The organism is Mesorhizobium sp. L-8-10, assembly GCF_016756635.1.
Taxonomy (GTDB): domain Bacteria; phylum Pseudomonadota; class Alphaproteobacteria; order Rhizobiales; family Rhizobiaceae.
The window spans coordinates 4,786,806-4,812,012 of record NZ_AP023263.1 but is presented as its reverse complement, the minus strand read 5'-3'; the positions used below and the strand labels follow the sequence as shown (position 1 = coordinate 4,812,012).

General features: G+C 65.2%; 20 protein-coding genes and 1 pseudogene. 6 read left to right on the top strand and 15 right to left on the bottom strand.

What is annotated here, in order from left to right; translation table 11 throughout:
- Positions 1 to 10 precede the first annotated feature (10 nt).
- From sufC to JN280_RS22135, 3 genes are all read right to left on the bottom strand, one after another.
- A complete protein-coding gene (gene sufC / locus JN280_RS22145) occupies positions 11 to 766 on the bottom strand; it encodes a Fe-S cluster assembly ATPase SufC (RefSeq protein WP_202305258.1) in 756 nt (251 codons plus the stop codon).
- A 93-nt stretch (positions 767 to 859) separates the two neighbouring features.
- Positions 860 to 2,377 (bottom strand): Fe-S cluster assembly protein SufB, encoded by a 1,518-nt coding sequence (sufB, locus tag JN280_RS22140; RefSeq protein WP_202305256.1) that lies wholly within the window; start codon positions 2,375 to 2,377, stop codon positions 860 to 862.
- Positions 2,378 to 2,549: 172 nt separating this feature from the next.
- Complete coding sequence (locus JN280_RS22135; protein WP_202305254.1) at positions 2,550 to 3,713, bottom strand: cysteine desulfurase family protein; 1,164 nt, start codon at positions 3,711 to 3,713, stop codon at positions 2,550 to 2,552.
- 228 nt (positions 3,714 to 3,941) lie between these two features.
- On the opposite strand from JN280_RS22135, the gene JN280_RS22130 reads away from it, so the two are divergent.
- Positions 3,942 to 4,616: an alpha/beta hydrolase gene (locus JN280_RS22130; protein ID WP_202305252.1), complete on the top strand. Its 675-nt coding sequence runs from the start codon at positions 3,942 to 3,944 to the stop codon at positions 4,614 to 4,616.
- 193 nt (positions 4,617 to 4,809) lie between these two features.
- Here the strand turns inward: JN280_RS22130 and JN280_RS22125 are convergent, their stop codons facing one another.
- Entirely contained in the window at positions 4,810 to 6,165 is a 1,356-nt protein-coding gene (locus JN280_RS22125) for an esterase-like activity of phytase family protein (RefSeq protein ID WP_202305250.1), read from the bottom strand.
- Positions 6,166 to 6,530: 365 nt separating this feature from the next.
- Here JN280_RS22125 and JN280_RS40135 point away from each other — a divergent pair.
- Positions 6,531 to 6,710 (top strand): annotated as a pseudogene (locus JN280_RS40135) (YegP family protein); the annotation flags it as partial.
- Positions 6,711 to 7,327: 617 nt separating this feature from the next.
- Here the strand turns inward: JN280_RS40135 and JN280_RS22115 are convergent.
- Positions 7,328 to 8,446 (bottom strand): anhydro-N-acetylmuramic acid kinase, encoded by a 1,119-nt coding sequence (locus JN280_RS22115; protein ID WP_202305246.1) that lies wholly within the window; start codon positions 8,444 to 8,446, stop codon positions 7,328 to 7,330.
- Between the two features lie 106 nt (positions 8,447 to 8,552).
- On the opposite strand from JN280_RS22115, the gene tyrS reads away from it, so the two are divergent.
- Positions 8,553 to 9,806, top strand: a complete 1,254-nt coding sequence (gene tyrS, locus JN280_RS22110; RefSeq protein ID WP_202305244.1) for a tyrosine--tRNA ligase — start codon at positions 8,553 to 8,555, stop codon at positions 9,804 to 9,806.
- 44 nt (positions 9,807 to 9,850) lie between these two features.
- Here the strand turns inward: tyrS and JN280_RS22105 are convergent, their stop codons facing one another.
- Entirely contained in the window at positions 9,851 to 13,279 is a 3,429-nt protein-coding gene (locus JN280_RS22105) for a YhdP family protein (protein WP_202305242.1), read from the bottom strand.
- Positions 13,280 to 13,365: 86 nt separating this feature from the next.
- Here JN280_RS22105 and JN280_RS22100 point away from each other — a divergent pair, with 86 nt between their 5' ends.
- Positions 13,366 to 13,833: a peroxiredoxin gene (locus tag JN280_RS22100; RefSeq protein WP_202305240.1), complete on the top strand. Its 468-nt coding sequence runs from the start codon at positions 13,366 to 13,368 to the stop codon at positions 13,831 to 13,833.
- A gap of 244 nt (positions 13,834 to 14,077) precedes the next feature.
- On the opposite strand, the gene merB is transcribed toward JN280_RS22100, so the two are convergent.
- The 6 genes from merB to JN280_RS22070 form a co-directional block, all read right to left on the bottom strand.
- Positions 14,078 to 14,767, bottom strand: a complete 690-nt coding sequence (merB, locus tag JN280_RS22095; RefSeq protein WP_202305238.1) for an organomercurial lyase — start codon at positions 14,765 to 14,767, stop codon at positions 14,078 to 14,080.
- A 180-nt stretch (positions 14,768 to 14,947) separates the two neighbouring features.
- Positions 14,948 to 15,805 carry a helix-turn-helix transcriptional regulator gene (locus JN280_RS22090; protein WP_202305237.1) on the bottom strand — a complete coding sequence of 286 codons (858 nt, stop codon included), beginning with the start codon at positions 15,803 to 15,805 and terminating at the stop codon, positions 14,948 to 14,950.
- Complete coding sequence (merA, locus tag JN280_RS22085; protein ID WP_202305236.1) at positions 15,790 to 17,268, bottom strand: mercury(II) reductase; 1,479 nt, start codon at positions 17,266 to 17,268, stop codon at positions 15,790 to 15,792. Before merA ends, JN280_RS22090 begins: the two co-directional genes overlap by 16 nt.
- A gap of 26 nt (positions 17,269 to 17,294) precedes the next feature.
- The gene (locus tag JN280_RS22080) at positions 17,295 to 17,510 is read right to left on the bottom strand and encodes a mercury transport protein (protein ID WP_202305235.1); all 216 of its coding nucleotides are present in this window, start codon (positions 17,508 to 17,510) and stop codon (positions 17,295 to 17,297) included.
- Position 17,511: 1 nt separating this feature from the next.
- Entirely contained in the window at positions 17,512 to 17,808 is a 297-nt protein-coding gene (locus JN280_RS22075; RefSeq protein WP_202305234.1) for a heavy-metal-associated domain-containing protein, read from the bottom strand.
- 16 nt (positions 17,809 to 17,824) lie between these two features.
- A complete protein-coding gene (locus JN280_RS22070; protein ID WP_244741894.1) occupies positions 17,825 to 18,220 on the bottom strand; it encodes a mercuric transporter MerT family protein in 396 nt (131 codons plus the stop codon).
- A 107-nt stretch (positions 18,221 to 18,327) separates the two neighbouring features.
- On the opposite strand from JN280_RS22070, the gene JN280_RS22065 reads away from it, so the two are divergent.
- The gene (locus JN280_RS22065; protein WP_202305232.1) at positions 18,328 to 18,792 is read left to right on the top strand and encodes a MerR family transcriptional regulator; all 465 of its coding nucleotides are present in this window, start codon (positions 18,328 to 18,330) and stop codon (positions 18,790 to 18,792) included.
- Between the two features lie 109 nt (positions 18,793 to 18,901).
- On the opposite strand, the gene JN280_RS22060 is transcribed toward JN280_RS22065, so the two are convergent.
- On the bottom strand, positions 18,902 to 21,226 hold the full coding sequence (locus JN280_RS22060) for a Tex family protein (protein WP_202305231.1): 2,325 nt from the start codon (positions 21,224 to 21,226) through the stop codon (positions 18,902 to 18,904).
- Between the two features lie 532 nt (positions 21,227 to 21,758).
- Between JN280_RS22060 and JN280_RS22055 the strand changes: the two genes are divergently transcribed.
- Positions 21,759 to 23,024: a M23 family metallopeptidase gene (locus JN280_RS22055; RefSeq protein ID WP_244741891.1), complete on the top strand. Its 1,266-nt coding sequence runs from the start codon at positions 21,759 to 21,761 to the stop codon at positions 23,022 to 23,024.
- 285 nt (positions 23,025 to 23,309) lie between these two features.
- On the opposite strand, the gene prfB is transcribed toward JN280_RS22055, so the two are convergent.
- Together prfB and JN280_RS22045 are read right to left on the bottom strand one after the other, a co-directional pair.
- Positions 23,310 to 24,441, bottom strand: a protein-coding gene (gene prfB, locus JN280_RS22050; RefSeq protein ID WP_202305229.1) for a peptide chain release factor 2 whose coding sequence is annotated in 2 segments (ribosomal slippage) — positions 23,310 to 24,374 and positions 24,376 to 24,441 — 1,131 coding nt in all. Because the reading frame shifts where the segments join, the coding sequence is not laid out codon by codon here.
- 227 nt (positions 24,442 to 24,668) lie between these two features.
- Positions 24,669 to 25,139, bottom strand: a complete 471-nt coding sequence (locus JN280_RS22045) for a VOC family protein (protein WP_202305227.1) — start codon at positions 25,137 to 25,139, stop codon at positions 24,669 to 24,671.
- Between the last annotated feature and the right edge of the window lie 68 nt (positions 25,140 to 25,207).

Below are 25,207 nucleotides of genomic sequence, written 5' to 3'. Positions count from 1 at the left end.
GATCGTCACCCTAGGCCGCCTCGCCGATGATGCCGGCATAGCCGTTCGCCTCGAGTTCGAGCGCCAGCGACTTGTCGCCCGACTTGATGACCTGCCCGCGATAAAGCACGTGGACCGTGTCGGGCACGATGTGTTCGAGCAGGCGCTGATAGTGGGTGATGACCACGATCGAGCGGTCGGGCGAGCGCAGCGAGTTGACGCCATCCGCCACGACCTTCAGCGCGTCGATGTCGAGGCCGGAATCCGTCTCGTCGAGCACGCAGAGCTGCGGCTCCAGCAGCTTCATCTGCAGGATCTCGGCGCGTTTCTTCTCGCCGCCCGAGAAGCCGACATTGAGCGGCCGCTTCAGCATGGCCACGTCCATGTCGAGCGAGCCGGCAGCCTCCTTCACCTTCTTCAGGAGCTCAGGCACCTTCAGCGGTTCCTCGCCGCGGGCCTTGCGCAGCGAGTTGAGCGCCACCTTCAGGAACTCCATGGTCGCGACGCCGGGTATCTCCATCGGATACTGGAAGGCGAGGAAGATGCCCGCCGCGGCGCGCTCGGCCGGATCCATCTCCAGGATCGACTGGCCGTCGTACAGAATGTCGCCTTCCGTCACCTCGTAATCCTCCCGCCCGGCGAGGATGTAGGACAGCGTCGACTTGCCCGATCCGTTCGGGCCCATGATGGCGGCCACCTCGCCGTCCTTCACCGTGAGGTTCAGCCCGCGGATGATCTCGGTTCCATCCTCGACGATGCGGGCATGAAGGTTCTTGATCTCAAGCATGATGTTTTCCGTCTGTTCGTTCCGGCGCGCTGCCGCGCCTGCATGTTCGATGTCGCCGGCTGATCGCCGGGCTGTCGTCGGGTCGGGAAGCGCCTAGCCGACGCTTCCTTCCAGGCTGATACCGATAAGTTTCTGCGCCTCGACGGCGAACTCCATGGGCAGTTCCTGGATGACTTCCTTGACGAAGCCGTTGACGATCAGCGCGATCGCCTCTTCCTCGGGGATGCCGCGTTGCATGACGTAGAACTTCTGATCCTCGGAGATCTTCGACGTCGTCGCCTCGTGCTCGAACTTGGCGGTCGAGTTCTTGGCTTCCATGTAGGGCACGGTATGCGCGCCGCACTGGTCGCCGATCAGCAGCGAATCGCAGTTGGTGAAGTTGCGGGCGTTTTCTGCCTTGCGGTGCGCCGAGACCTGCCCGCGATAGGTGTTCTGCGAGAAGCCGGCGGCGATGCCCTTGGAGATGATGCGGCTCGACGTGTTCTTGCCGAGATGGATCATCTTGGTGCCGCTGTCCACCTGCTGGTAGCCGTTGGACACGGCGATCGAATAGAACTCGCCGCGGGAATTGTCGCCGCGCAGGATGCAGCTCGGATATTTCCAGGTGATGGCCGAACCGGTCTCGACCTGCGTCCACGAGATCTTGGAATTCCTGCCCCTGCAGTCGCCGCGCTTGGTGACGAAATTGTACACGCCGCCCTTGCCCTGCGCGTCGCCCGGATACCAGTTCTGCACGGTCGAATATTTGATCTCGGCGTCGTCGAGCGCGATCAGTTCGACCACGGCCGCGTGAAGCTGGTTCTCGTCGCGCTGCGGCGCAGTGCACCCTTCCAGATAGGAGACGTAGGCACCTTCCTCCGCGATGATCAGCGTGCGCTCGAACTGGCCGGTGTTGCGCTCGTTGATGCGGAAATAGGTGGAGAGCTCCATCGGGCAGCGCACCCCCTTCGGCACGAAGACGAAGGAGCCGTCGGTGAAGACGGCCGAATTCAGCGTCGCATAGAAGTTGTCGGTGGTCGGCACGACGGAGCCGAGATACTTCCTCACCAGTTCCGGATGCTCGCGGATCGCCTCGGAGATCGAGCAGAAGATGACGCCCGCCTTGGCCAGTTCCTCCTTGAAGGTGGTCACGACCGAGATCGAATCGAGCACGGCGTCCACCGCGACGCGGCCCGACTTGTAGACATTGTCGTTGGCCTCCTCGAACTCGTCGGCCGCCGGCTTCTGGACGCCGGCCAGGATCTCCTGCTCCTTCAGCGGGATGCCGAGCTTCTCATAGACCTTGAGGATCTCCGGATCGACCTCGTCGAGCGAGCGCGGGCCGCTCTGGTTCTTCGGCGCGGCGTAGTAGTAGATGTCCTGGAAATCGATCCTGGGATATTCGACGCGTGCCCAGGTCGGCTCCTCGAGCGTCAGCCAGCGGCGATATGCGCCAAGGCGCCATTCGAGCATCCAGTCCGGCTCGTTCTTCTTGGCGGAAATGAAGCGGATGATGTCTTCGCTGAGCCCCTTGGGGGCCTTTTCCATCTCGATCTGAGACTCGAATCCATATTTGTACTGGTCCACATCGATCTTGCGGACCTGCTCGATCGTCTCCTGCACGGCAGGCATCAGCGTTCTCCATCCATGCCGGGGTCAAGGCCCGGCCGTTTTCAAACTATGGCACCGCAGGGCGGCGTAGTTCGCATATAGTGCCTTGCGGACGGGAATTCACCCGCAAACCGCCGCTGCGGCCCGCAAAGCGTCGAAATGTCCGGTCGACGACCGGAAGTCCTCCTGGCCGTCAGGCTGCCCTGACCCTCTCCGCGCGCCGCGCCAGGATCGCGGCCAGCGCGGTTCCGAAAAGCGCGACGTCCTCCTCCGTCGTCGAGAGCCCGATCGACACCCTGAGCGCACCCGCATTGTCGCCTCGCCCCATGGCCCTCAGCACATGGCTGGGCCCCACCTTGCCGGAGGAGCAGGCCGAGCCGGCCGACAGCGCCACGCCGGCAAGGTCGAAGGCGATCTGCGCGGTCTCGGCCTTCAGCCCGGGAACCGCGAAGAAGCTCGTATTGGGCAGGCGCTCCGCGCCGCGGCCGAAGATCTCGATGCCGGCATCGCCTTCCGCCAGCAATGCCTCGATCGCGTCGCGAAGGGCCCGCACCTCGTCCATGCGCGGCAGCCCCGCCAGCGCTTCGCGGGCGGCCGCGCCGAAGCCGGCGATCGCGGGCAGGTTTTCCGTTCCGGCCCTGTGCCCATTCTCCTGCCCTCCGCCGACGACCAGCGGCTTCGGCATCATCAGGTCGGAGGCAGCGACGATCGCGCCCGCGCCCTTGGGGCCGCCGATCTTGTGCGAGGACAAGATGAGATAATCCACGCAAGTCTCTGCGATATCGAGAGGAATTCGCCCGACAGCCTGAACCGCGTCGATCACCGACACGCCGCCTGCCGCCTTCGTCATTTCCGCGATGCGGCGGAAGGGCTGGATCACCCCGGTCTCGTTGTTCGCGGCGTGGATTGCCACCAGCGGCAGGCCGGCGGTGCGGTCATGGCGCGCGAGGGCCGCTTCGAGCGCGGCAAGATCGACCACGCCATCCCCGTCGACGCCGATCGTCTCGACCTGATCCGCGGCGAAGCGGCCGCCGCAAAGGATGCAGGGATGATCGGCGGCCGAAACATAAAGCCGCGACAGGCGCACGGCGCCACGCCCCATCTGCCAGTCTGATGTCAGCAGCGTCGAGGCCGCCTCGGTGGCCCCTGACGTGAACACCACATGCTCGGGCCTGGCCGCGACCACGGCCGCGACATCGCGCCGCGCATCCTCGACGATCCGCCGCGCCGCCCTGCCCTCGCTATGCACCGACGACGGATTGGCTGCTATGGCGAGCGCCTCGACCACGGCAGCCTTCGCGGCGCCGCAAAGCGGCGCGCTGGCATTGTGGTCGAGATAGGCGCGTTCCGCAGCCATTTTCCGTCTTTTTGCCCTGTCAACTCGCCTGCGCGGGCCGGAAAGCGTTATTTCCTTGATATTCCAAGGTCAGCCGTCCTATTTACCCGCTTCGTAGGGATGGCTTCCATCCCCCAGTTTTGAACAATTCTAAACTAGCTTCTATGGAGCCGTCTGCGTCTCGTCAAGGCCGCACCGAGAGATGTTCTCGGGTGATCCCGCGCAGCGTTCCGCCCAAGTGGAGTACCCATGCCCGAGGTCATTTTCGCAGGTCCGGCAGGCCGTCTTGAAGGCCGCTACCAGCCTTCCAAGGAAAAGAGCGCGCCGATCGCTATCATCCTTCACCCTCACCCGCAATTCGGCGGGACGATGAACAACAAGATCGTCTACGACCTCTTCTACATGTTCCAGAAGCGCGACTTCACCACGCTGCGCTTCAATTTCCGCGGCATCGGCCGCAGCCAGGGCGAGTTCGACCATGGCACCGGCGAATTGTCGGATGCCGCCGCCGCGCTGGACTGGGTCCAGTCGCTGCATCCTGATTCCAAGAGCTGCTGGGTCGCGGGCTACTCCTTCGGCGCCTGGATCGGCATGCAACTCCTGATGCGCCGCCCCGAGATCGAGGGCTTCATCTCGATCGCGCCGCAGCCCAACACCTACGACTTCTCGTTCCTGGCGCCCTGCCCTTCATCCGGCCTGATCATCCATGGCGACAGCGACAAGGTGGCGCCGCCCAAGGACGTGCAGGGACTGGTCGACAAGCTGCATACGCAGAAGGGCATCACCATAACGCAGAAGACGCTTCCCGGCGCCAATCACTTCTTCGCCAACCACAGCGAACTTCTGATCGAGGAATGCGCGGACTATCTGGATCGCCGTCTCGCCGGCGAACTGGCGGATCCGCGGCCGAAGCGCCTGAGATAGAAGTCGGCAATGTAGCAGCCTGCTCGTATCGTCGAGGCACGGCTGGACGTCCTTCATCCGCAGCCTTCCGCCGTCGGCTCAGGGCGAAACACCGGAGGTCACCCGGGCCGGAAACGCTTCCGGCCCGTCGTCGCGACGGGCCGGTGACCGGATCGGGCGGCGCCGAAGGCGCTTCCCGACAGAGGCTCGTACCTTATTTGGCCTTGAGGAAGTCGGCTACTTCGAGCAGCACGAATTCGTTGTCGTCGGCCTTGTCGATGGCACGGCCGGCCGAGAACGGCAGGTTGTTGTCGTTGCCCACGACGATGTGGCTGTCGTCGACCACGTCGACATTCTCGATGGTCACGAAGGGCATGTCATAGAAGCCGTCGCCGCCGCCCTGGCGCTTCTTGCCATCGGGATCGGCGATCGCGAGCAGATCGATATGGCCGATCTTGCGCACTGCCTTGCCGGCATTCTCCTCGGTCATCTCGATCTTGTAGATCCGCTTCACCTTGGATCCCCTGGCGAAGCAGTCCGGCTTCGGATTGGCGGCGTCGGCGCAAGCCTTGCCGGCCACCCCTGCACCGTTGTCGCGCTCGATCACTAGGGCGGTGGTGGCATCGATCATGTTGAAGTCGCCGATCGCCTCGCCGCCGTCGGCCAGCGGATAGAGCCAACTGCGCCCGGTCCAGGCCTTGCCGGCCACGTCGAACTCGACGATGCGCAGCGCAGTCTTGCCGTCCACCTGTTCGACGGCGCCGTCGGCCATATAGCGCGGACCTTCCAGCAGCCCGTAGAGTTTGCTGCCGTCCTTCGACATTGCGAGCCCCTCGTAACCGCCCGAGCGCTTCAGGTTGAAGGCCGGAATCTTGGCGGTCGGATTGGCCGGCAGCGTCAGCGCCGGATGGTCGGGTGAACGAACCGGCTCGCCGTCGACGACGGTCTCGAAGACATCGGTCAGCTTGCCGTCGGTGTCGAACTTCAGGAGATACGGACCGAATTCCTCGCCGACCCAGAAACCGTCGGCCACCGGCTGGATGGATTCGACGTCGAAATCGGCGCCGGTGAGGAAGCGGTTCTCGCTGCCTTCCAGCACGATCGGGAATGGCGCCTTCTTCTCGGGATCGGTGAGGAACACGGTCCTGACGCGTTCGACCGAGCCGGCGTTCCAGTCGAATTTCAACAGATGCAGCATCAGCGCGGCGTCGGACGAGTTCATCTTGCTGCCGAAGCCGTTGTCAGAGAGCGACCAGAAGGTCCCGTCACCGTTGGACTTGATACCGGAGAAGCCCTGCACCGGCTGTCCGTCGAAGGGCAGCGAAAGCCCGGTCGGGCGCACGCCGTCCTTGCCCGGAACGGTGCCGAGGCCCTCGGCGCGGCGACGATCCGGCGTAGTGAACTTGCCGGAGGCCTGCAGATGTCCGGGTGCGTTCTCCGGCGCCTTGATGATCGTGTTCGCCGGCAGGATGGCGTGGCCGACCAGCTTGGCGTTGAACTGCTGGTCGTCGGCCGTTGCGGCAGTCGTCAGAGCGATGACGGCAGCCGCCGAGAGAAGAGAGCGTCGCATGGGAAACCCGTTTCAAGAGGGATCGAACGGCCGCTAGCTATGGTGGCTCGATGTCTGCCGGGTGACGCTTCGATGAAACTTTGATGATGGGGAACACGAGCCCCGGGCGCAGATGTCGGGCGCATGGGACGGGCCGGATTTGCTGTCGCCCCGCCGCGTCGGCGATGGGGAGCAAAAGGAGATACTGCAAGGGGCTGAAAACAAGTGTCGGCGAAACTGTCGATGCTTCTGGAAACGCCCACCGGGCCGGTCGCAACTGGGTGATAATCCGCGGTTGAAGGGCGAAGTTCATTGGTCGACATAGTTGTCGCTTCATGTCACCCTTCGTTTGCCTAGAATCACCCGAATGCTTAAGGGGACAGTTCATGCACAGCTTCGAGGTCTACAAGGATAAGAAGGGTGAGTTCCGCTTCCGTTTCCGTGCAGGGAATGGGGAGCCCATGTTTGCGTCCGAAGGCTACAAGACGAAGGCGTCGGCGATGAAGTCGATCGACTCCATCAAGAAGAACGCGGCCGAGGCGGAAGTGAAGGACCTGAGCGTCGCCCCGAAGGCCGCGCCGGCCAAGGCCGCCAAGGCGGCGGGCAAGAAGCCCGCGGCAAAGGCGGCGGCAAAGGCCAAGCCGGTCGCCAAGGCTGCCGCAGCCAAGGCGGCACCGGCGGCCAAGACGGCCAAGGCCGCGGCGCCCAAGCCCAAGGCGGCTGCCAAACCGGCTGCCGCGCCCAAGGCGAAGAAGGCAGCGAAGTAACCAGGCCGACTGGGCAATATCTCCGAAGTACTCCGGCTCCTTCGCGACGCCGATCCCGAAGATCATCATCGCTTCCTGGGAATGTGGCAGGTCGTCAGAGCCGTGGGCCGGAGTACGGCTGGCAGCACCCTCGCCTCTGGATTGCCGGATGCCTATCGTGGGCAGAGCAGGTGTCTTGTGTTCGCGGGAGCATGCGCTGCCGAAGACCACTTCGGCTTTCGGGTGAGGATTTGCCGTCGGTCGACAGGCTCGACCGGTGGAGCGCGTGAACGCGTGGCACACGCCTGGCGCGAAAGCCACGCGAGCCGGATAGGTACCGCCGTCGACTGCGAACAGCCGGTTGCGCCGGCATTTACGTTGCATGGATGCGTCATCGTCCGTGCCCGCTTGTATCAACCAGGTGCCGCGACTTCCGGCTAAGGCTTTGCCGTCACGCCCCCCGGCGCGGGCTCGCGGCATCCGGTCGTCGTGGGGAAGGTGAGCGGCAGCCCCTTCGTCGAGCGGACCGCCAGATAGGCCCAGGCTTCCGCCTCCATCGAATCGCCGTTCAGGCCGGCATCCTCGGCGAGGATGACCTCGGCATGTTTCGCCTTGTTTCCAAGGTCGGCCATGATGTGCGGGTTCTTGCGTCCGCCGCCGCAGACGATCCAGAGCTTGGGCGCTTCCGGCATGTGCTCCGCCGATTTGAGGATGGCTTCGGCCGACAGCGCGGCGAGCGTCCTTGCTCCGTCCGCCAGTTCCAGCCCCTCGGCTTCGTCGAGCGTGAAGTCGTTGCGGTCAAGGGATTTCGGCCCCGCTCTTTCGAAGAACGGGTTGCCGAGATAGCGCTCGATGACCGCCGCAACGGTGCCGCCCTCGCTGGCGATCACGCCGTCGGCGTCGAATGGCACCCCCCCTTCACGTGCCACCCATTGGTCGATCAGCGCATTGCCCGGCCCGCTGTCGAAGGCGATGGGGTCACCGCGGCGGCCCACATAGGTCACGTTGGAGATGCCTCCGATATTGACGAAGACGACCGGAGAGCGGGAGGAGAATGGCGCGGGCAGCGCCCGGGCAACGGCTGCGTGATAAGCCGGCACAAGCGGCGCGCCCTGCCCGCCCAACTCCATGTCGTTCGCCCGCATGTCGTAGACGACGGGCAAGCCCGTCTTCTTCGCCAGCAGTTCGCCGTCGCCGAGTTGGACGGTGACGCCCATCTGCGGGCGGTGAAGAACCGTCTGGCCGTGGAAACCGATGATGTCTGGCCGTCCCCAGCCTGACGCCCCGTTTCGAAGGAACGCCTCGATCGCCTCCGCGTGCCTCAGCGTGATCTCCTTCTCGAGCGCAGCCAGACCGCCCGGCCGGTCTTCGCGGCGGACGATTGCCCGAGCCTCGTCGAGCGCCCCTTCCACCCGACGACGAAATCCCCCCTCGTAAGGCACGAACATGGCGGGGCCGCGTTCGACCTTGTTCTCTCCATCGGTCCGCAGCATCGCAAGATCGATACCGTCCATCGATGTGCCGCTCATCAGTCCGATCGCGCAGAATTCAGCCATTTCGCCCGCCGTCCTTGTGATTCCTTGGCTGCGGATGCTAAAGGCGCGCCAGCCGTTATGCCATGCGAGCGGCGCAGCAGACGATCATCCGCCGAGAGACCGAACCATGTCCGCCTTCAAGTCCAACTTCCTGCGCACGCTTTCGGAGCGCGGCTTCATCCACCAGATTTCGGATGAGACCGGCCTCGACGACCTTTTCGCCAAGGAGACCGTGACTGCCTATATCGGCTTCGACGCGACGGCCAGGAGCCTCCATGCCGGCTCCCTGATCCAGATCATGATGCTGCACTGGATGCAGAAGACCGGGCATCGCCCGATCGCGCTCATGGGCGGCGGTACCTCGATGATCGGCGACCCGTCCTTCAAGGACGAGGCGCGCCGGCTGCTCACGCCGGCTGACATCGACGCCAACCTGGCAGGCATCCGGCGCAACTTCGAACCCTACCTTGCCTTCGGCGATGGGCCGCGCGACGCTCTGATGGTCAACAATGCCGACTGGCTGATGTCGATCAACTACGTCAACTTCCTGCGCGATGTGGGCCGTCACTTCTCCGTCAACCGGATGTTGTCCTTCGATTCCGTCAAGCTGCGGCTTGACAGGGAGCAGTCGCTCTCGTTCCTCGAATTCAACTACATGATCTTGCAGGCCTACGACTTCGTCGAGCTCAACAAGCGCCATGGCTGCCGGCTGCAGATGGGCGGCTCCGACCAGTGGGGCAACATCGTCAACGGCCTTGATCTCGGCCATCGCATGGGGACGCCGCAACTCTTCGCACTGACCTCGCCGCTGCTCACCACCTCGTCCGGCGCGAAGATGGGCAAGACCGCGTCCGGCGCGGTCTGGCTCGATCCTGAAATGCTGAGCCCTTACGAGTTCTGGCAGTACTGGCGCAACACCGAGGACGCCGATGTCGGCCGTTTCCTCAAGCTCTACACTACATTGCCGATGGACGAGATCGCCAGGCTGCAGGCCCTCGGCGGCGCCGAGATCAACGAGGCGAAGAAGACGCTCGCCACCGAGATCACCGCCTTGCTGCATGGACGGCAGGCCGCGGAGCAGGCTGCGGAGACGGCGCGCAAGACCTTCGAGGAAGGGGCTCTTGCCGAGAGCCTGCCGACGGTCGAGGTGCCAGCGGCCTCGCTCGAAGCCGGTGCGGGAATCCTGTCGCTTTTCGTGACCGCCGGGCTGGCCGGATCCAACGGCGAGGCCCGGCGCCAGATCCAGGGCGGCGGCGTGCGTCTCAACGACCAGCCGGTTTCCGACGACCGCCGCATGGTCACGTCAGCCGACCTCACCCCGGAAGGTGTCGTCAAGCTGTCGCTCGGCAAGAAGAAACACGTCCTCGTCCGTCCGGTCTGATAGCGGACGCTGGAGGCTATCGCTCCAACGCCTCGGATCAGCCGTCAGCGGAACTCGAATATCGAGCGGAATATTCCCGGCGCGATCACCGACAGCGGATTGATCTGCAGCGTCGGCGAATTGGCGTCGCCCGACAGGCGGAATGTCACGCCGATAAGCCCGCGGTCGCGGCCGTTTCCGAGGATCTGTCCGACCAGCGGAATTTCGCCGAAGATCCGGTTCAGCCCGTAGGCCGGCATGAACGTGCCGGTCATGTTCATCTTGCTGGCCTTGTCATAGAGCGTTCCCTGGAACATCAGGCCGATCAGCGGCCCGCGCAGCATGCCCCGGTCGAGCACGAGGCTGCCCGGCGCCTTGTCGATCACCGCGAAGCCGCGTTCGAATTTCACGCGCGAAGTGTCGATATTGTGCTTCACCGCCTGGTTGAGGCTGCGATCGTCCCCGGGCGGCGTGGTCGCCACGATCGACGCGAGCCTCGGCTCGTCGACCACCCAGAAATCCGTGGCGTCGATCTGGCCGCGCATTGGACCGTCCGCTTCGCCCGCCAGCGCCAGCCGGATCGTCCCGCCCTCCATATGCTGGTAGATGTCGAGGAAACGCAGCACCGCGCCTGCATCGGCCGAATGCATCTCCATCGTCCGGCGGCTGCCGTCGGTGCCGTTGCTCACCGTGACCGTCTTGCCTCCCGACGTGCCGGCCGACACCTTCAAGGCGATGACGCGGCTGCCCTGGCCCGCATAATCGAGCTTTACGTCGGAGAACCGTTCGCCATGGAACCCGATGAGCGACTTGACGTCGGCGGTCACGGACACGGATGACGACCCCGAAGCCGCCTCGGTGCCTTTTGCATCGGAGGTGAATTGCCTGACGAGGGAACGGGCATCGAGTGCCTTGCCCCTGACGTCGACCTGGTAGCCCTTGCCGTTGCGTTTGATCGTGACGCGCACGTCGTCGCCACGATTGAGTTGGGCCGTGTCGAAACGCGCGGACGACAATTCTCCTCCGTTGAGCACGATCTCGCCGGCTATGGCGAACGACTTTCCGCCCAGCTTGAAATCCGAAAGCGTCGTCGTTCCGCCGGTGCTCCGCATCCGGAAGCTCGCTTCGGCGGCGACGCCGGGGCCCTTGCTCCATCCGGCCCAGGGGATGTCGAGCCTGGCGCCGGTCAGGTCCGCCTCGATGTGCCTATCGGCATTGTCGGATCCGGAACTGAACGCGAGCTTGACCGGACCGCTGACCAGCGTCGAGAGGCCCGGAGCGAGCTTCTCGCGCGCCTTGTCATCGAGGGTGATCGTGATGTCGCGCGCGCGGCCTACGTCGCTGCCGCCGATCGGCTCCACGATGTCGATGTCGGCCGGCGCGCCATTGAGTTTGGCCTTGGCGTCGATCACGGCCTTCGTCGGATCGATGGTGATGGTTCCGTCGGCCTCGGTCGCCAACTGTCCGTCGAAGGCGCGCGTCAGCGCGAGATTCTTGAAATCCAGCGCGACGATCCAATCGAGCTTCTCGCCTTGCGCGGCCTTGCTCAGAGGGATGTCCGCCTTCACATTGCCGGATACTTCGCCGGAGAATTCGTCCGCCGTCATGCCGATGCGACGCATGGCATCGATCGGCTCGTAGGAGGCCAGTTCGGCCACCGCTTGCGCGTCGCCGGCGACATTCATGTCGAGCGCCCCGATGACCTTGGGGACATTGGCTTTGCGGATCGTCAGCGTGCCGTTGCTCGCGGCGACCGTGCGTCCGCTCGGAAGGTAGACGGTTCCCGAAGAAAGCGCGATGTCGACTTCGTTGCCGCGGAAATCTATGGTGCCGACGGCGTCGCGCATCGGCGGCACGCGGCCCGTGAGGTCGAAGCGGGTGCCTGCGATACGGAACTGGCCGGAAATCTCGTCGCCCGACAGCGGCACGCCGTTGCCGATCCGACCGGGTGGAACGCGGAACTGGAGCCGGCCGTCCGAGACATGGCCGCCGAACAGATTGCCGAGCGCCCATCGCCGCGCCGGCGCTGCCGCGACCCATGGCCAGAGTTGCTTGACGTGGGACGCCGGCATATTCGGCAGGGTTAGCGCCAGGAACATGCCCGGAGACTTGCCCGGGACGAAATCGAAGGCCGCCGTGCCCAGCATCTCGCCACCCTGGGTGCGTACGCCAATGTCCTTGACCTCGAGGTGTCGGGCAGCCGCGTCGTAGGTCCCGCCCAGCCGGGCGACGAGGCTGAGCGACGGCTCGGGCGAATCCGGCGGTGCGAGCGTCGAGCCGTCGCTCACCAGTTCGTAGCGATAGACGGGAGCCTCCGCAGGATCGGAACGCGGCTTGGGTCCGACCGCGCCGTGGAACTGGAAATGCGAGCGCCCGGAGATGAGGGTCGCGCGCTCGATCTCGAGCTTGCCGGAGCCGGAGATCATCGTCGCGGCCATTGTGAGGCTGGCGTCGAGGCTGTGGTTGCGCGGGTCGATGCGGACGACGGAATCACCCACCGTGAGTGCAACGGCCAGGCGCGAGGCCTCGCCGCCGGTTCCTTCCGCCCCGGTGATCTTCATCCCGACATCACCGATGGCGGTTTCGCGCGGCGCCTGCTGGGCATCCCGTGGCGCAGACGGTGCAGGCACGCCGGGTCCGGGGGAAGACACGGTGAAATCGAGCGCGTCGACCCTGCGTGTTGCCTTGTCGCGGCTGGCCGTTCCTTCCATGGCGATCTCGCGGCCGTCCACGGCCAGTTCGGCCGACAGGACGAGCCCGCCGGTGAGCGATTGGTGCAGAGAGGCCCGGGCTATTTCCAGGCGACGCAGGCTCCCGGTGTCGGGAAACGCGACCGTGATGTTGTCGAGTTCGATGCTGCGCGTCGAGCCCGCTCCAAAAACGTCGAGCGCGCGATGTACGCCTGCGAATACCACATCCACCAGTCGATCGGGATCGAGCAGGCCATCCTTGTTGGCGAGGGGGGCCATCCAGTCCGCACCGTCGCCCGCAGGCATGGCTGCGGCGGCAATCGTCGCGTCGGCGATCCTGGCATTGCCGAGCTTGAGCTCGCCGCTCAGCAGCGGCAATACCCTGATGCCGAAACGCACGCTTCCCGCTTCGATGATGTCGGCCTTGCCGGTTCCAGGCACCGCGAAGCGGACGTCATCCATTTCGACGGCGAGGAAGCGCGAACTGTCGAAGGAGAGCCTGGCCGGCCCGAGCGTCGCCACCACGTCGACACCGAGCAGCCGCTCGACCGCCGCCTCCGCCTCGCCGCGCAAGCTGTCCGAGCTGATGCCCGATATGCCGACGAAATAGATGGCACCGACCACGAAGGCGATCATTGCGACGACGGCGGCAAGCGCGCCCGCGCAGAAGCCTAGCGCCTGCCTGTGCAGCGGTCGCCTGGGCGTCCAGAAATCCTGACCGATGGCGGATGGAAAAGTATGCAGGCCCGTGATGTCTTCACGCCGGAACCGCACCTTTTCGTGCCTTTGAAGCTCTTGCTCCAACCAATCTCCTGCCAACCTGCCGTGGACGAATCCGCCGCCCTATTATAACTGCATGACTTCGCGCGTAACCCAAGAGCGAGATTGTCATGCCTGAATTGAAGACGGGCCAGAAGGCACCCTCATTCGAGCTGCTTCGTGACGGCGGCGGCACCCTGAAACTCTCAGATTTTGGCGGAAAAGCGGTCGTCCTCTATTTCTATCCGCAGGACGACACCGAAACCTGCACCGCGGAAGCGATCGAGTTCTCGAAAGCGCGGTCCGATTTCGAGAGGGCCGGCGCCGTCATCGTCGGCGTCTCGCCCGACAGTGTGCGAAAGCACGACAGGTTCAAGACAAAGCACAAGCTCACCGTCGATCTCGGCGCCGACGAGGAGCGCAAGGCCATCGAGCCCTATGGCGTCTGGGCCGAGAAGACGATGTTCGGACGCAAATATATGGGTGTGGTGCGCAGCACCTTCCTCATCGCGCCTGACGGCACCATCGCGCGCATCTGGCGCAATGTCAGGCTGCGCGGCCATGTGGAAGAGGTTCTGGCCGCCGTCAAAGCGCTCTGACGCCGGCGCAAGCCGGCGGCGACGCCGCCAGGCTGGAATATCGCCGCCCGGATCGTATGGAACCACTTCCTTGAAGGCTTCACTGGGAGCGCGGTCGTCATCCCCTTCCGAAAGCCCGATCAACAAGGCGCCAGGGGCGCCGATTTTTGCAGTGAGCCCGGGGGCGGCGCTAGACTCTGGCCCCCGGAACCTCGCTCATCGCTGGTTGATCGGTCCTGCGCGTGCCATAGTCGTCGTCCTCCACTTACGCCGCATCCGCCCGGAGCCGGGCCAGTTCCGCATTGAAGAGATGCGTGTTGATGCGCTTCATGAAAGCGTAAATCGCGTCGAGCGGCTGCAGGATGGTCTCGGGATGCTTCGCCACCCAGCGCTTCCCCGATTCCCGCGAAGCGAAGAAGAAGTTGAAATGGCAGGCGGTTGCCATGATCCGTGCCGCCGACGTGGCATCCCACGCTTCCGGGCGGCGTATGGACACCGCGACGTCCTTCGGCTCCACGGCCTCGATGCGGTCGAGCGACACCGTGAGGCGGACCAACGCGCCCGTTTCGGGATCCCGCGTCTCGACCGCGACGGTTCCGCGGAGAAGTTCCGGGTAAAGCAACGTATCCGGCGCGCACCACGCCCACAATCTGCGTCCATTGATCGTTAGCTGGTGATGCGTAGGCCTCACCGAGAGCCCGTAGAAGCCCTGGATTCGGCCGTCGTCGCCTTTGTGGATGAACGGGCTCAGTGCCGAGTCTGTCACGAGCGCCTCTGCCATCTCGAACGGCGTGCCGAGCGCCTGCGCGACCTGAGCGATGGCCACGGGCTCGCCCCCGGCCAACTCCTGAAGAAGCACGAGGCCGACCCGCTGTCCCTCGCGGGAAAACGACGGGAAGTGGCTGCATGCCGCCTCCCACAGATCGTCCGCAGTTATGATCTCGTTCCGTGTCATGAGGTTGTCTCCTGTTCTGGACGCACCCCGGCAAGCGAGCCGTCCGGGCAATCCACCGGCCTCGGGATGACCGTCGGCCTGGTGACCGGCGGTCCGGCGAGCTTGCAATCGCGGTGCATCGCCTCGCGTGGCTGGGATCCAACCGCAGTGGTGGCGACCCGTCTTGAAGCGGATTAACACCTACATCCTCGGCCACCGTGGAGGCTCGAAGAAGCGCGAGCGGAACACGCCCGGCGACATGCCGACCAGGCGCCGAAACGTGTTGGTGAAATGGCTCTGGTCGGCAAAGCCGGCATCGAGAGCGATCTCGGAGAGCGGATCCGGCGAAGCCGCGAGACGATGGCAGCCGAACTCGACGCGTCGCTGGCGGATGTAGTGGCCGATCGTACATCCGAAGCGTCGCCGGAACTCGCGGGCAAGGTGTACGTGGTGGACACCGGCTGCGCGCGCCAGGCTCTCCAGCGTGTGGTGCCGATGGAACTCGTCGTGGATCTGCTCCTGCACGCGTTCCAGCCAGGGCGGTGGTGCGCCCCGCGCTTCGAGACCAGGACGCTCGGAGAGTTCAGAGAGGAGTGCGACAAGCGTATGCGCAACCGAGGCAGGCGACAGATCGTCTGCCAGTTCCATCTCCCGGCGCAGTTGAAAGGCGAGCCAGTGTGGCGGCGCCCGGCGTGCCGTGCTCAAGCGCTCGACATCAAGGGTGGTGTCGCACGCGTTCCGGAGCAGCGCCGGGTCGATAGCCGCCGTCAGGCAGTGGCTGCCTTCGTGCGAGATGTGAGCGGCATATGCCTGACCGGCCGGAAGGAAGATGAGTGATGCCGGACCGGAGTTGAGCCGCCTTCGCCCCCAGTCCACCTGGTAGCTCCCGTCGAGCGTGAGGCACAGCCCCAGCCATTGGAGCGGTTCGACCGGAACGGTGGTGGCCGCACAATAAGCGGCCTCGCGAACCGCAAATCCCGGTCCGTCGAGGGCGTTCAGCGACCGCGCACAGCCGTGGCCGTTCAGGTCGCCGGACCAACGGTCTAGCCGGCGCAGCACGAAAGCCTCGCCACGTCCTTCTCGAAGGCCAGGGCGGCGAGTTTGAGGCCCTCGACAGTGGTCAGATACGGAAAGATCATATTGGCGAGATCGTCGACGGTGAGGCCCTGCCGGATCGCCAGTGCGGCCGTCTGAATGCTGTCCGCCCCCTCTGGCGCAAGCACATGCGCGCCGAGCAGCCGGCCGCTGCCGGCGTCGGCGACGAGCTTGATAAGCCCGCGGGTGTCGCGGGCGGCGAGCCCGCGCGGCACCTGGTCGAGACCGATCGTCGAGACACGGACGGCATGCCCGGCCGCGCGCGCTGCGGCCTCAGTCAACCCGACGCTCGCCACCTGAGGATCGGTGAAGACGATGGCCGGCATGGCGTTGTTGTCGTAGCGGAGGCTGTCGCCGTTGAGGGCGTTCTTTGCCGCAAGCTTGGCGCCATAGGCGGCCATATAGACGAACTGGTCCCGGCCAGTGACGTCGCCGGCAGCATAGATGCCGGACTTGGACGTGCGCATGCGGTCGTCGACGATGATACCGCCCTGCGGCGAGAGAGCGATCCCGTGCTCGGCGAGGCCAAGGCCTTCGATGTTGGGTGAGCGGCCGGTGGCGATCAGCACCTGATCGGCGTCGATCGTCGCCTCCCGGCCGTCCCGTGCGACCGTGAGGGAAACGCCGTTCTCCGTCTTGCGGATCGCGCGGTACGCGATCCCCGAGACGACATTAATACCCTCGTCGGCGAAATACCGCGCCAGCGCGGCGCTAATCTCGGGCTCGGCCTGCGGCAGCAGGCGGGACCGACAGCCGAGTGTCACCTTGACGCCGGCGCGAGCGAACAGCTGGGCGAGCTCCGCCCCGACATAGCCGCCGCCGATGACGATCAGCGATCGGGGCAACTCCCCGAGGTCGAGCGCCGACGTGCTGGTGAGATACGGCACGGTCTCGATGCCGGGGATGGCGGGAACCGCCGGCCGCGCACCGGTCGCGATGATGATCTTGCCGGCGGGAATGCGTGTGCCGTTCACCCCGACACCGCCATCGACGAGGCGGGCCGGCCCTTCGCGGTAGCCGATGCCGTTGTAGGCCGGCAGCAGGTGCACATACTTGGCCTGACGCAGCTCGGAAACAAGCGCGTCCTTCTGCCGAACGGTTCCCCGCCAGTCGTTCAGGTCGGCCTCGGCCGTGATACCGGCGAAACGTGCCGCGGCCCGAGCATTGTGCAGCGTCTCGGCGGCGCGGATCAGCGTCTTCGAGGGCACGCAGCCGATATTGACGCAGGTACCGCCGATGGTGCCGCTGCCGATCAGCGCCACCTGGGCGCCCTGATCTGCGGCCGTGATCGCGGCGGAGAAGCCGGCGGAGCCGGCGCCGATCACCACAAGGTCGTAGGAGCCATGGTTTCGGCCATTCGGCAGCGTCGCGGGTTCGGAAGCCGTTACGTTGTCGTGAGAAAAAGAGGATGCACAACAATCGTTCATGGCTTCAGGCTCTCCTCGTGAATCTCTTACTCGCAGCAGGCGGCTTGGCTGTGGCGCCGGTAAAGGTCCCAGGCGATGAGCCCGAGGCTCACGGCCGTCGGAAGCGCCATCCAATCAGCACGGGCAAGCCAGGCGCTCGGACCGACAAGCGGTGGAAGCACGACAAGGACCAGCTTCGCGCAGCAGATCTCAGCGACCGAGCCGCTGGCAATGCCGGTGCGGATCAGGTCACGGTCATTCATGTCAGCTGCCTTGCTGCTGCGTCGGGCGTGCCGGATAGCCGGAATTCATGCTGGCTGCGGCGATGGCATCAGGGGTCGTCTTGGCATCGTCGAAGGTCACGGTCGCGGTCTTCGCCTCGAACGAGACGGCCACCTTCGTCACTCCGGGGACCGCCGCCATCGAGGTCTTCACGATGTAGGGGCAGGAGGCGCAGGTCATGTTGTCGACGGCGAAGGTGACGGTGCGCTCGGCAGCGAAGGCGGACGGCGCGGCCGCTACCGACGCGATCAAGGCAAGAGCATGCAAACTCTTTTTCATAGGGGGCTCCCTGGTCTCAGGCACCGAGCAGACGCGGTGCGACATAGTCGAAGGCAAAGGCGGCCGCGACGAGGGCCGCCGCAAACCACAGCGCGACTTGCACGAGGCGATTGCGGGCCGGGCGCACGCAGGCGCCATCGGCGCAGGCCCGCCGCGGCTTCCAGTAGACGAGATACAAACCGTAGCCGAGAATGCCCGCCGTTCCGGCGACGAAGAAGGGCTTGTAGGGTGCGAGCGCCGTCAGATTGGCGATCCAGGCGCCGCCGATGCCGATGCTGAACAGGACGAGCGGGATAACGCAGCAGGACGAGGCCGCGATCGCACCGACAATGCCGCCGACGGCAACCAGGCGCTGCCGTGTGACCTCGTCCCGCCCCGTCGCGGGCGCGTCGGTGGTTGTCATAGTCGCCATTCCGGGTCTCGATGTATCCATGTCCGATCTCGCTTTCCTTGCCGAAATCCTGTCCGTGCCGTACCATGCGGTCTGTAGCAACTACAGGGTCAAGAGGGATTTCGCGAATGGATGATCACGCCGTGGTGAAGGGCCTGCGCCGGGCCGAGCTCGCCCGGCGGACGGGCTGCAATCTGGAGACCGTGCGCTATTACGAGAAGATTGGCCTACTGCCGGAGCCGCCGCGCACGGCGGCCGGTTATCGGAGCTACGACACGGGGCACGAGCGACGCTTGCGCTTCGTGCTGCGGGCGCGCGAGCTCGGCTTCTCCATCGACGAAGTCCGCGAGTTGCTGCGTCTCGTCGATGAGCGCGATCAGCCTTGCGCGGAAGCGCGCACCCTGGCCGCCGACCACCTCGCGGACGTTTGCGCGAAGATTGCCGATCTCAAGCGCATGGAGAGGGTGCTCGAGGAAATGGTCGCGCAATGCGACGACGGCGCGCGACCGGAGTGTCCACTCATCGAGGCGCTGTTCCAGGAGCAGTCGGCAATCTCGCGCGAAAGGCCGCGTCGGCCCGGCCTTCATGGATGAACTGGCAAATTGCATGCGGCCGAGCACGCGCGCCACTTGCAACCGTGTGATCGCTCCGGCGCGGTCGCGGGCTCCCTGCCCGCGACCGGCATGAACCACCGGGGGGTTCCTACCGCTTGCGCTTGAGCGCCTCGGCGAAAGCCGCACCGAAGGCACCTTGTTGCTGCTCTCTCCCGCGGCCCCCGTCGGAGCGCTGCGGTGGCCGGCCAGGCGACATGCGCGGCTGCGACCTGTCGCCTCTCTGTTCCGGCCTGCCCGCCCCGCCGTCATCGTGCTTGCGCATCGTGAGGCCGATGCGCTTGCGCTTGATGTCGACCTCGACGACGCGCACCTTCACGACGTCGCCGGCCTTCACCACCTCATGCGCATCCCTGACGAACCTGTCAGCGAGTTGCGAGACATGGACGAGCCCGTCCTGGTGCACGCCGATGTCGACGAAGGCGCCGAAGGCCGCGACATTGGTGACCGTGCCCTCCAGGACCATGCCCGGTTTCAGATCCTTGATGTCGTCGACCCCCTCGGCGAAGGTCGCGGTCTTGAATTCCGGCCGCGGGTCGCGCCCGGGCTTGTCCAACTCGGCGATTATGTCGCGCACGGTCGGCAGTCCGAAGCGATCGTCGACGAAAAGGCGCGGATCGAGCCCCTTGAGCGCGGCACTGTCTCCCATCAGCGAGCGGACGTCGCGGCCGCAGGCGGCGACGATCTTCTTGGCGACGCCGTAGGCCTCCGGGTGCACCGCTGAAGCATCGAGCGGCTCGCTGCCGTTCGGGATGCGCAGGAATCCGGCGCATTGCTCGAAGGTGCGCTGGCCGAGCCGGCTCACCTTCAGCAGTTCCTGGCGGCTGGCGAAGGGTCCGGTCGCATCGCGATGCGCCACGATCGCCTCGGCGAGCGACGCGCCGAGGCCCGAGACGCGAGCGAGCAGCGCGGCCGAAGCCGTGTTGAGATCGACGCCCACCGCGTTCACGGCGTCCTCGACGACGCCCTCCAGCGAACGGCCGAGGCGATACTGGTCGACATCGTGCTGGTACTGGCCTACTCCGATCGACTTCGGTTCGATCTTCACCAGCTCGGCGAGCGGGTCCTGGAGCCGGCGCGCGATGGATACGGCGCCGCGCAGCGACACGTCGAGATTCGGGAATTCGGCCGCCGCCGTCTCCGAGGCGGAATAGACGGACGCACCGGCCTCACTGACAATCACCTTCAACGGCTTCGGCGACGGCATTTGCGACAGCATGTCGGCGACCAGCCGCTCCGTCTCGCGACTGCCGGTGCCGTTCCCGATCGCGATCAGTTCGATCCTGTGCTTGACGATCAGGGTCGCCAGCTCGGCCTGGGTGCCGCGAACGTCGTTTCGCGGCGGAAATGGATAGACCGTGGTAGTGTCGAGCAGCTTGCCCGTCTGGTCGACGACAGCGACTTTCACGCCGGCGCGGATTCCGGGATCGAGACCCATCGTGGCGCGGGAGCCGGCGGGTGCCGCCAGCAGCAGGTCCTTCAGGTTGCGCGCGAAAACCCGGATCGCCTCGTCCTCGGCGCGTTCGCGCAATTCGCGCATGAGATCGAGGGACAGTGACAGCGTGAGCTTCACCCGCCAGGTCCAGCCGACCACCTCGGCCAGCCATTCGTCGCCGGCGCCCTGCTTGCCGATCGCATAGGTCTCGCGGATCATCCGCTCCACCGGCTTGACCGCCGAGGCGTCGTCGGCGTCGACCTCGATGTCGAGCGTCAGCACGTCCTCGTTGCGGCCGCGCAGCATCGCCAGCGCGCGGTGGCTCGGCACCGTTGCCCAGCGCTCGACATGGTCGAAATAGTCGGAGAACTTGGCGCCCGCCTCCTGCTTGCCGTCGATCACCCTGGCGCGCAGAAAGGCCTTGTCCTTCATGTAGTTGCGAAGGCGACCGAGCAACTCGGCGTTCTCGGCGAAGGATTCGGCAATGATATCGCGCGCGCCGTCGAGCGCTGTCTTCACATCCGGCACGTCGTCGGTGAGATAGCCGGCGGCCAGTTCGGCCGGCACCGCGCTGCGGTCTGCGAGGATTGCTTCGGCCAGCGGCCCGAGGCCGCGCTCGCGGGCGATCTCGGCGCGCGTGCGGCGCTTCGGCTTGTAAGGCAGATAGATGTCCTCGAGCTCCGACTTGGTCGCCACCGCTGCGATTTTCTCGGCAAGCTCGTCGGTCAGCTTGCCCTGGCCGCGGATCGATTCGAGGATCGTGTCCCGCCGGGCGTCGAGCTCGCGCATATAGATCAGCCGCTCGGCGAGCAGTCGCAACTGGCTGTCGTCGAGCCCGCCGGTCACCTCCTTGCGGTAGCGCGCGATGAAGGGCACGGTCGCGCCTTCATCGAGGAGGCCGATCGCCGCGGCGGCCTGGTCGGGCTTCGCGCCGATCTCGCCGGCAATCAGCGCGGCGATGCGTTTGATATCTGCTGCCATGTCGGTCCCACGTTCCACAATCGGGCGGCGACCATAGGTTCAATCGCGCAAAAATGCCATTTGTGGGGAGGTGCGCCGGAATCTCCCTCCACAGGAAAGCGCTCCTCGTCCGTCCTCGAGCGCAAGACGATGTTTCCAAGCCGGAACCATGGCCTACCTTCGGCGTTTGGCTTGGGCATAGGGTCTGGAGCCCGAAGCTGTTTCAGGGACGATTCCCTTGCCTGAACAATGAGATAGCGCGGCCGCGTCGTCAGTCGATGCGCCCGCGGGATGATATCTTTGACCGAGGAGAAACCCATGTTTCGTTCGATCCTGCTCTGGATGCTCGGCATCCCGATTCCAATCATCATTCTGCTCTGGCTGTTCCTCGACTGACGACCTGAAAATCGAAGCCCGTCCGGAAGGGCGGGCTTCCCCGCCTCACGGGATCGCTTCGCGGCTGCGTTTGGCCTCCGGCCGAAAAGCCTTTGTTAACCCTAACAATGTGTAATCGACGCGCTGTCACCGCAACGATTGAGAAGCGTCGAGTCCCGTGAAAGCCCCAGGTCAGTCAGCCGTCTTCGGCAAGCGCAAGGAGCCGCACACCGTCATCATCGCGCATGGCGACGTGATCAGGCACTTCACCGTCAGGCCCTGGGTCGCCGCCCTTGCCGGTTCCGTGCTTTCCGCTGCCGCCATCGGCTATCTGCTGGCGACATCCTATCTGGTGCTGCGCGACGATCTGATCGGCGCGGCCGCGGCGCGCCAGGCGCGCATGCAGCAGGCCTACGAGGACAGGATCTCCTCGCTTCGTGCCCAGGTCGACCGCATCACCAGCCGCCAGTTGCTCGACCAGCAGGTGATGGAGAACAAGGTATCGGAGCTGCTGGAGCGTCAGACGCAGCTCAGCCAGCGGCACGGCCGCATCGGCCCGATCCTGGAACGCGCCAGGTCCATGGGCAAGGATGCGTCCCCTCCGGTGCCTTCCGACAAGCCCGATCTTCGAGCCACGCTCGATGCGCCTGACGCCCTCGCCTATGCCGCCGCTGCAACGACCGCGCCGTCGCCTTTCGCGCTGTGGTCGCCGCGCACCGGATCGGCAAACGACAGTTCCGCCGCCGACCATGCCGACCGGCTGTTCGTGGCCATAAACCAGTCGCTGCGCGCCATCGAAAGCGAGCAGCTCGCCCGCATCACCTCGCTCGCGCAAGATGCTTCACAGACCGCCGATACCATCGCCGAAGCGCTCGAAAGCGCGGGCCTGCCGGTCGATTCCGAATATGGCAAGCAGGGCGTGGGCGGTCCCCTGATCGCGGCCGGCAGCGCGACCATGTTCGACACCAGGGTGAAGGAGCTGGACGAGGCGCTCGACCATCTCGACGCGATGAAGAAGGAAGCCCGGCGCTTCCCGCTCGCCAACCCGGCACCCGGCCAGGGCGTGTCGAGCGGCTTCGGCGTGCGCCGCGATCCGATCATCGGCATGCCGGCCATGCATTCGGGGCTGGATTTCCGCGCCCCTGCTGGAGCGCCGGCGCGGGCGACCGCGCCCGGCACGGTGGTCAAGGCGGGTTGGAACGGCGGATATGGCCGCATGGTCGAGATCGACCACGGCAGCGGTTTCTCGACACGCTACGCGCATCTGTCCAAGGTGCGCGTCAAGGTCGGTCAGGCGATGGCGACCGGCGACATTGTCGGCGACGTCGGCTCGAGCGGCCGCTCCACCGGTCCGCATCTCCACTACGAGATCCGCAAGGATGGCGACGCGCTCGATCCGGTCCGCTTCCTGAAGACCGGCCGAAAGCTCGGCCGGTACCTCTGATACTCGACCGGCTTCCGACCATACCGATCGTCGATGAAATCGACCGTTGGAGTGCGCGACCGCGTGGTCCGCGCCAGTCAGAGCGCCGCACGTCCACTTGGACGCGAGAAGGATGCTCTGCTACTATTAGGTGCCGCATCGTGCTTTCCGAAAATCGACTACGATTTTCGGGCCGATCCGGTGGCGTGAAAGCCAGGCGGTCTGGAGGGCAGCGCCGACGACTGAGGCCGGGTGGATGCCGCAGCATCCACCCCACTGGATGTATCAATATCCAGTCCGTTGATATCAGTCGATGTCGGCGATCGGCTGTCCGGCGCCGCCCTCGATGCGCTGCGACAGCGACGCTTCCATGAAGGAATCGAGATCACCGTCGAGCACGTCCTGCGGGCTGGTGCTTTCCACGCCGGTGCGCAGGTCCTTCACGAGCTGATAGGGCTGCAGCACATAGGAACGGATCTGGTGGCCCCAGCCGATGTCGGTCTTGGAGGCCGCCTCGGCATTGGCCTTCTCCTCGCGTTTCTGCAGTTCCAGCTCGTAGAGGCGCGCACGCAGCATCGACCAGGCCGTGGCCCGGTTCTTGTGCTGTGAGCGTTCCTGTTGGCAGGCCACCACGATGCCGGTTGCAAGATGCGTGATGCGCACCGCCGAATCGGTCGTGTTGACGTGCTGGCCGCCGGCGCCCGACGCCCGATAGGTATCTATCCGGACATCCGCTTCGGAGACAGCGATATCGATCGTGTCGTCGATGACCGGATAGACCCAGACGCTGGCGAAGGATGTATGCCGCCGCGCATTGCTGTCGTAGGGCGAAATGCGGACGAGGCGATGCACGCCCGATTCCGTCTTCAGCCAGCCATAGGCGTTGTGACCCTTGACGAGCAGCGTGGCCGACTTGATGCCTGCCTCTTCGCCGTCATGGATCTCCAGCAGTTCGACCTTGAAGCCGCGCCGCTCGGCCCAGCGCGTATACATGCGCATCAGCATCGAGGCCCAGTCCTGGCTCTCCGTGCCGCCGGCGCCGGCATGCACTTCGAGATAGGTGTCGTTGGCGTCGGCCTCGCCCGACAGCAGCGTCTCGATCTGGCGCGCCTTGATCTCGCCGGACAGGGAACGGATCGCCGCTTCCGCCTCGGCGACGACGCCGGAATCGCCCTCTTCCTCGCCGAGCTCGATCAGGCCGATATTGTCTTCGAGCGCCTGGCCGAGCCCGCCAATCGCCTTGATGCCGTCATCGAGCTGCTGACGCTCGCGCATCAGCTTCTGCGCTTCCTGGGGATCGTTCCAGAGGCTGGGGTCCTCGGCGCGATTGTTCAGATAGTCCAGTCTCTTGATTGCCTGGTCCCAGTCAAAGATGCCTCCTCAGCAGGCTTATGGCCTGCTTGATCTCGTCGACCAGGATTTGGGTTTCCGTACGCATAGCGTGCCCGTTCTTGGTTTTGTCCCTGCGTCGTGCAACCCGAATCGCCGACACCCCGGATCGGGGCTTCAGCAAAGTCGGGCAGGACGCGACGCCGGGGCCGTTGAAGTGGCGCGGACCATAGGGATGGGTCCGCCGCCTGTAAAGCGAAATGGGCGGACGGCGTTCATCCGCCCATCGCGATACGGTTTCATCGTCGGCACGCTCCGGCCACGGCAATAGTCTGGTCAGACGGCGGATGCCTGCTCCAGGGCGGCAATGTCGATCTTCTTCATCTGGAGCATGGCCTGCATGACCCGGCTGGCTTTCTCGCGATCCGGATTGCCGAGCAACCGCGGCAAGGCCGTCGGCACGATCTGCCAGGACAGCCCGAACTTGTCCTTGAGCCACCCGCATTGCTGGATCTGCCCGCCTTCTGAAAGGCGGTCCCAGAAGTAGTCGACCTCCTCTTGGTCGTCGCAACTGACATTGAACGACACGGCTTCATTGAACTTGTGGAACGCACCGCCGTTCAGCGCCGTGAATTCCAGGCCTTCGAGTTCGAACGACGCCGTCAGCACGCTGCCGGCCGGCCCGGGGCCGCCCTCGCCGTAACGGCTGACATTGCCGACTTTCGCGTTCCTGAAGATCGATGTGTAGAACTTCATCGCCTCCTCGGCCTGACCGTCGAACCACAAGAACGGAGTAATTTTCTGCATGTCACCTCTCCCGATGGTGGATGTCTTGCTGCGCGCGGCGCGCGGACCTCAATTCACCGAGGCGCCGA

Bases quoted from the DNA above. Each gene is read 5' to 3' on its own strand.
- sufC (WP_202305258.1), bottom strand. From the start codon at position 766: ATGCTTGAGATCAAGAACCTTCATGCCCGCATCGTCGAGGATGGAACC.
- sufB (WP_202305256.1), bottom strand. From the start codon at position 2,377: ATGCCTGCCGTGCAGGAGACGATCGAGCAGGTCCGCAAGATCGATGTG.
- JN280_RS22135 (WP_202305254.1), bottom strand. From the start codon at position 3,713: ATGGCTGCGGAACGCGCCTATCTCGACCACAATGCCAGCGCGCCGCTT.
- JN280_RS22130 (WP_202305252.1), top strand. From the start codon at position 3,942: ATGCCCGAGGTCATTTTCGCAGGTCCGGCAGGCCGTCTTGAAGGCCGC.
- JN280_RS22125 (WP_202305250.1), bottom strand. From the start codon at position 6,165: ATGCGACGCTCTCTTCTCTCGGCGGCTGCCGTCATCGCTCTGACGACT.
- JN280_RS22115 (WP_202305246.1), bottom strand. From the start codon at position 8,446: ATGGCTGAATTCTGCGCGATCGGACTGATGAGCGGCACATCGATGGAC.
- tyrS (WP_202305244.1), top strand. From the start codon at position 8,553: ATGTCCGCCTTCAAGTCCAACTTCCTGCGCACGCTTTCGGAGCGCGGC.
- JN280_RS22100 (WP_202305240.1), top strand. From the start codon at position 13,366: ATGCCTGAATTGAAGACGGGCCAGAAGGCACCCTCATTCGAGCTGCTT.
- merB (WP_202305238.1), bottom strand. From the start codon at position 14,767: ATGACACGGAACGAGATCATAACTGCGGACGATCTGTGGGAGGCGGCA.
- merA (WP_202305236.1), bottom strand. From the start codon at position 17,268: ATGAACGATTGTTGTGCATCCTCTTTTTCTCACGACAACGTAACGGCT.
- JN280_RS22080 (WP_202305235.1), bottom strand. From the start codon at position 17,510: ATGAATGACCGTGACCTGATCCGCACCGGCATTGCCAGCGGCTCGGTC.
- JN280_RS22075 (WP_202305234.1), bottom strand. From the start codon at position 17,808: ATGAAAAAGAGTTTGCATGCTCTTGCCTTGATCGCGTCGGTAGCGGCC.
- JN280_RS22070 (WP_244741894.1), bottom strand. From the start codon at position 18,220: ATGGCGACTATGACAACCACCGACGCGCCCGCGACGGGGCGGGACGAG.
- JN280_RS22065 (WP_202305232.1), top strand. From the start codon at position 18,328: ATGGATGATCACGCCGTGGTGAAGGGCCTGCGCCGGGCCGAGCTCGCC.
- JN280_RS22060 (WP_202305231.1), bottom strand. From the start codon at position 21,226: ATGGCAGCAGATATCAAACGCATCGCCGCGCTGATTGCCGGCGAGATC.
- JN280_RS22045 (WP_202305227.1), bottom strand. From the start codon at position 25,139: ATGCAGAAAATTACTCCGTTCTTGTGGTTCGACGGTCAGGCCGAGGAG.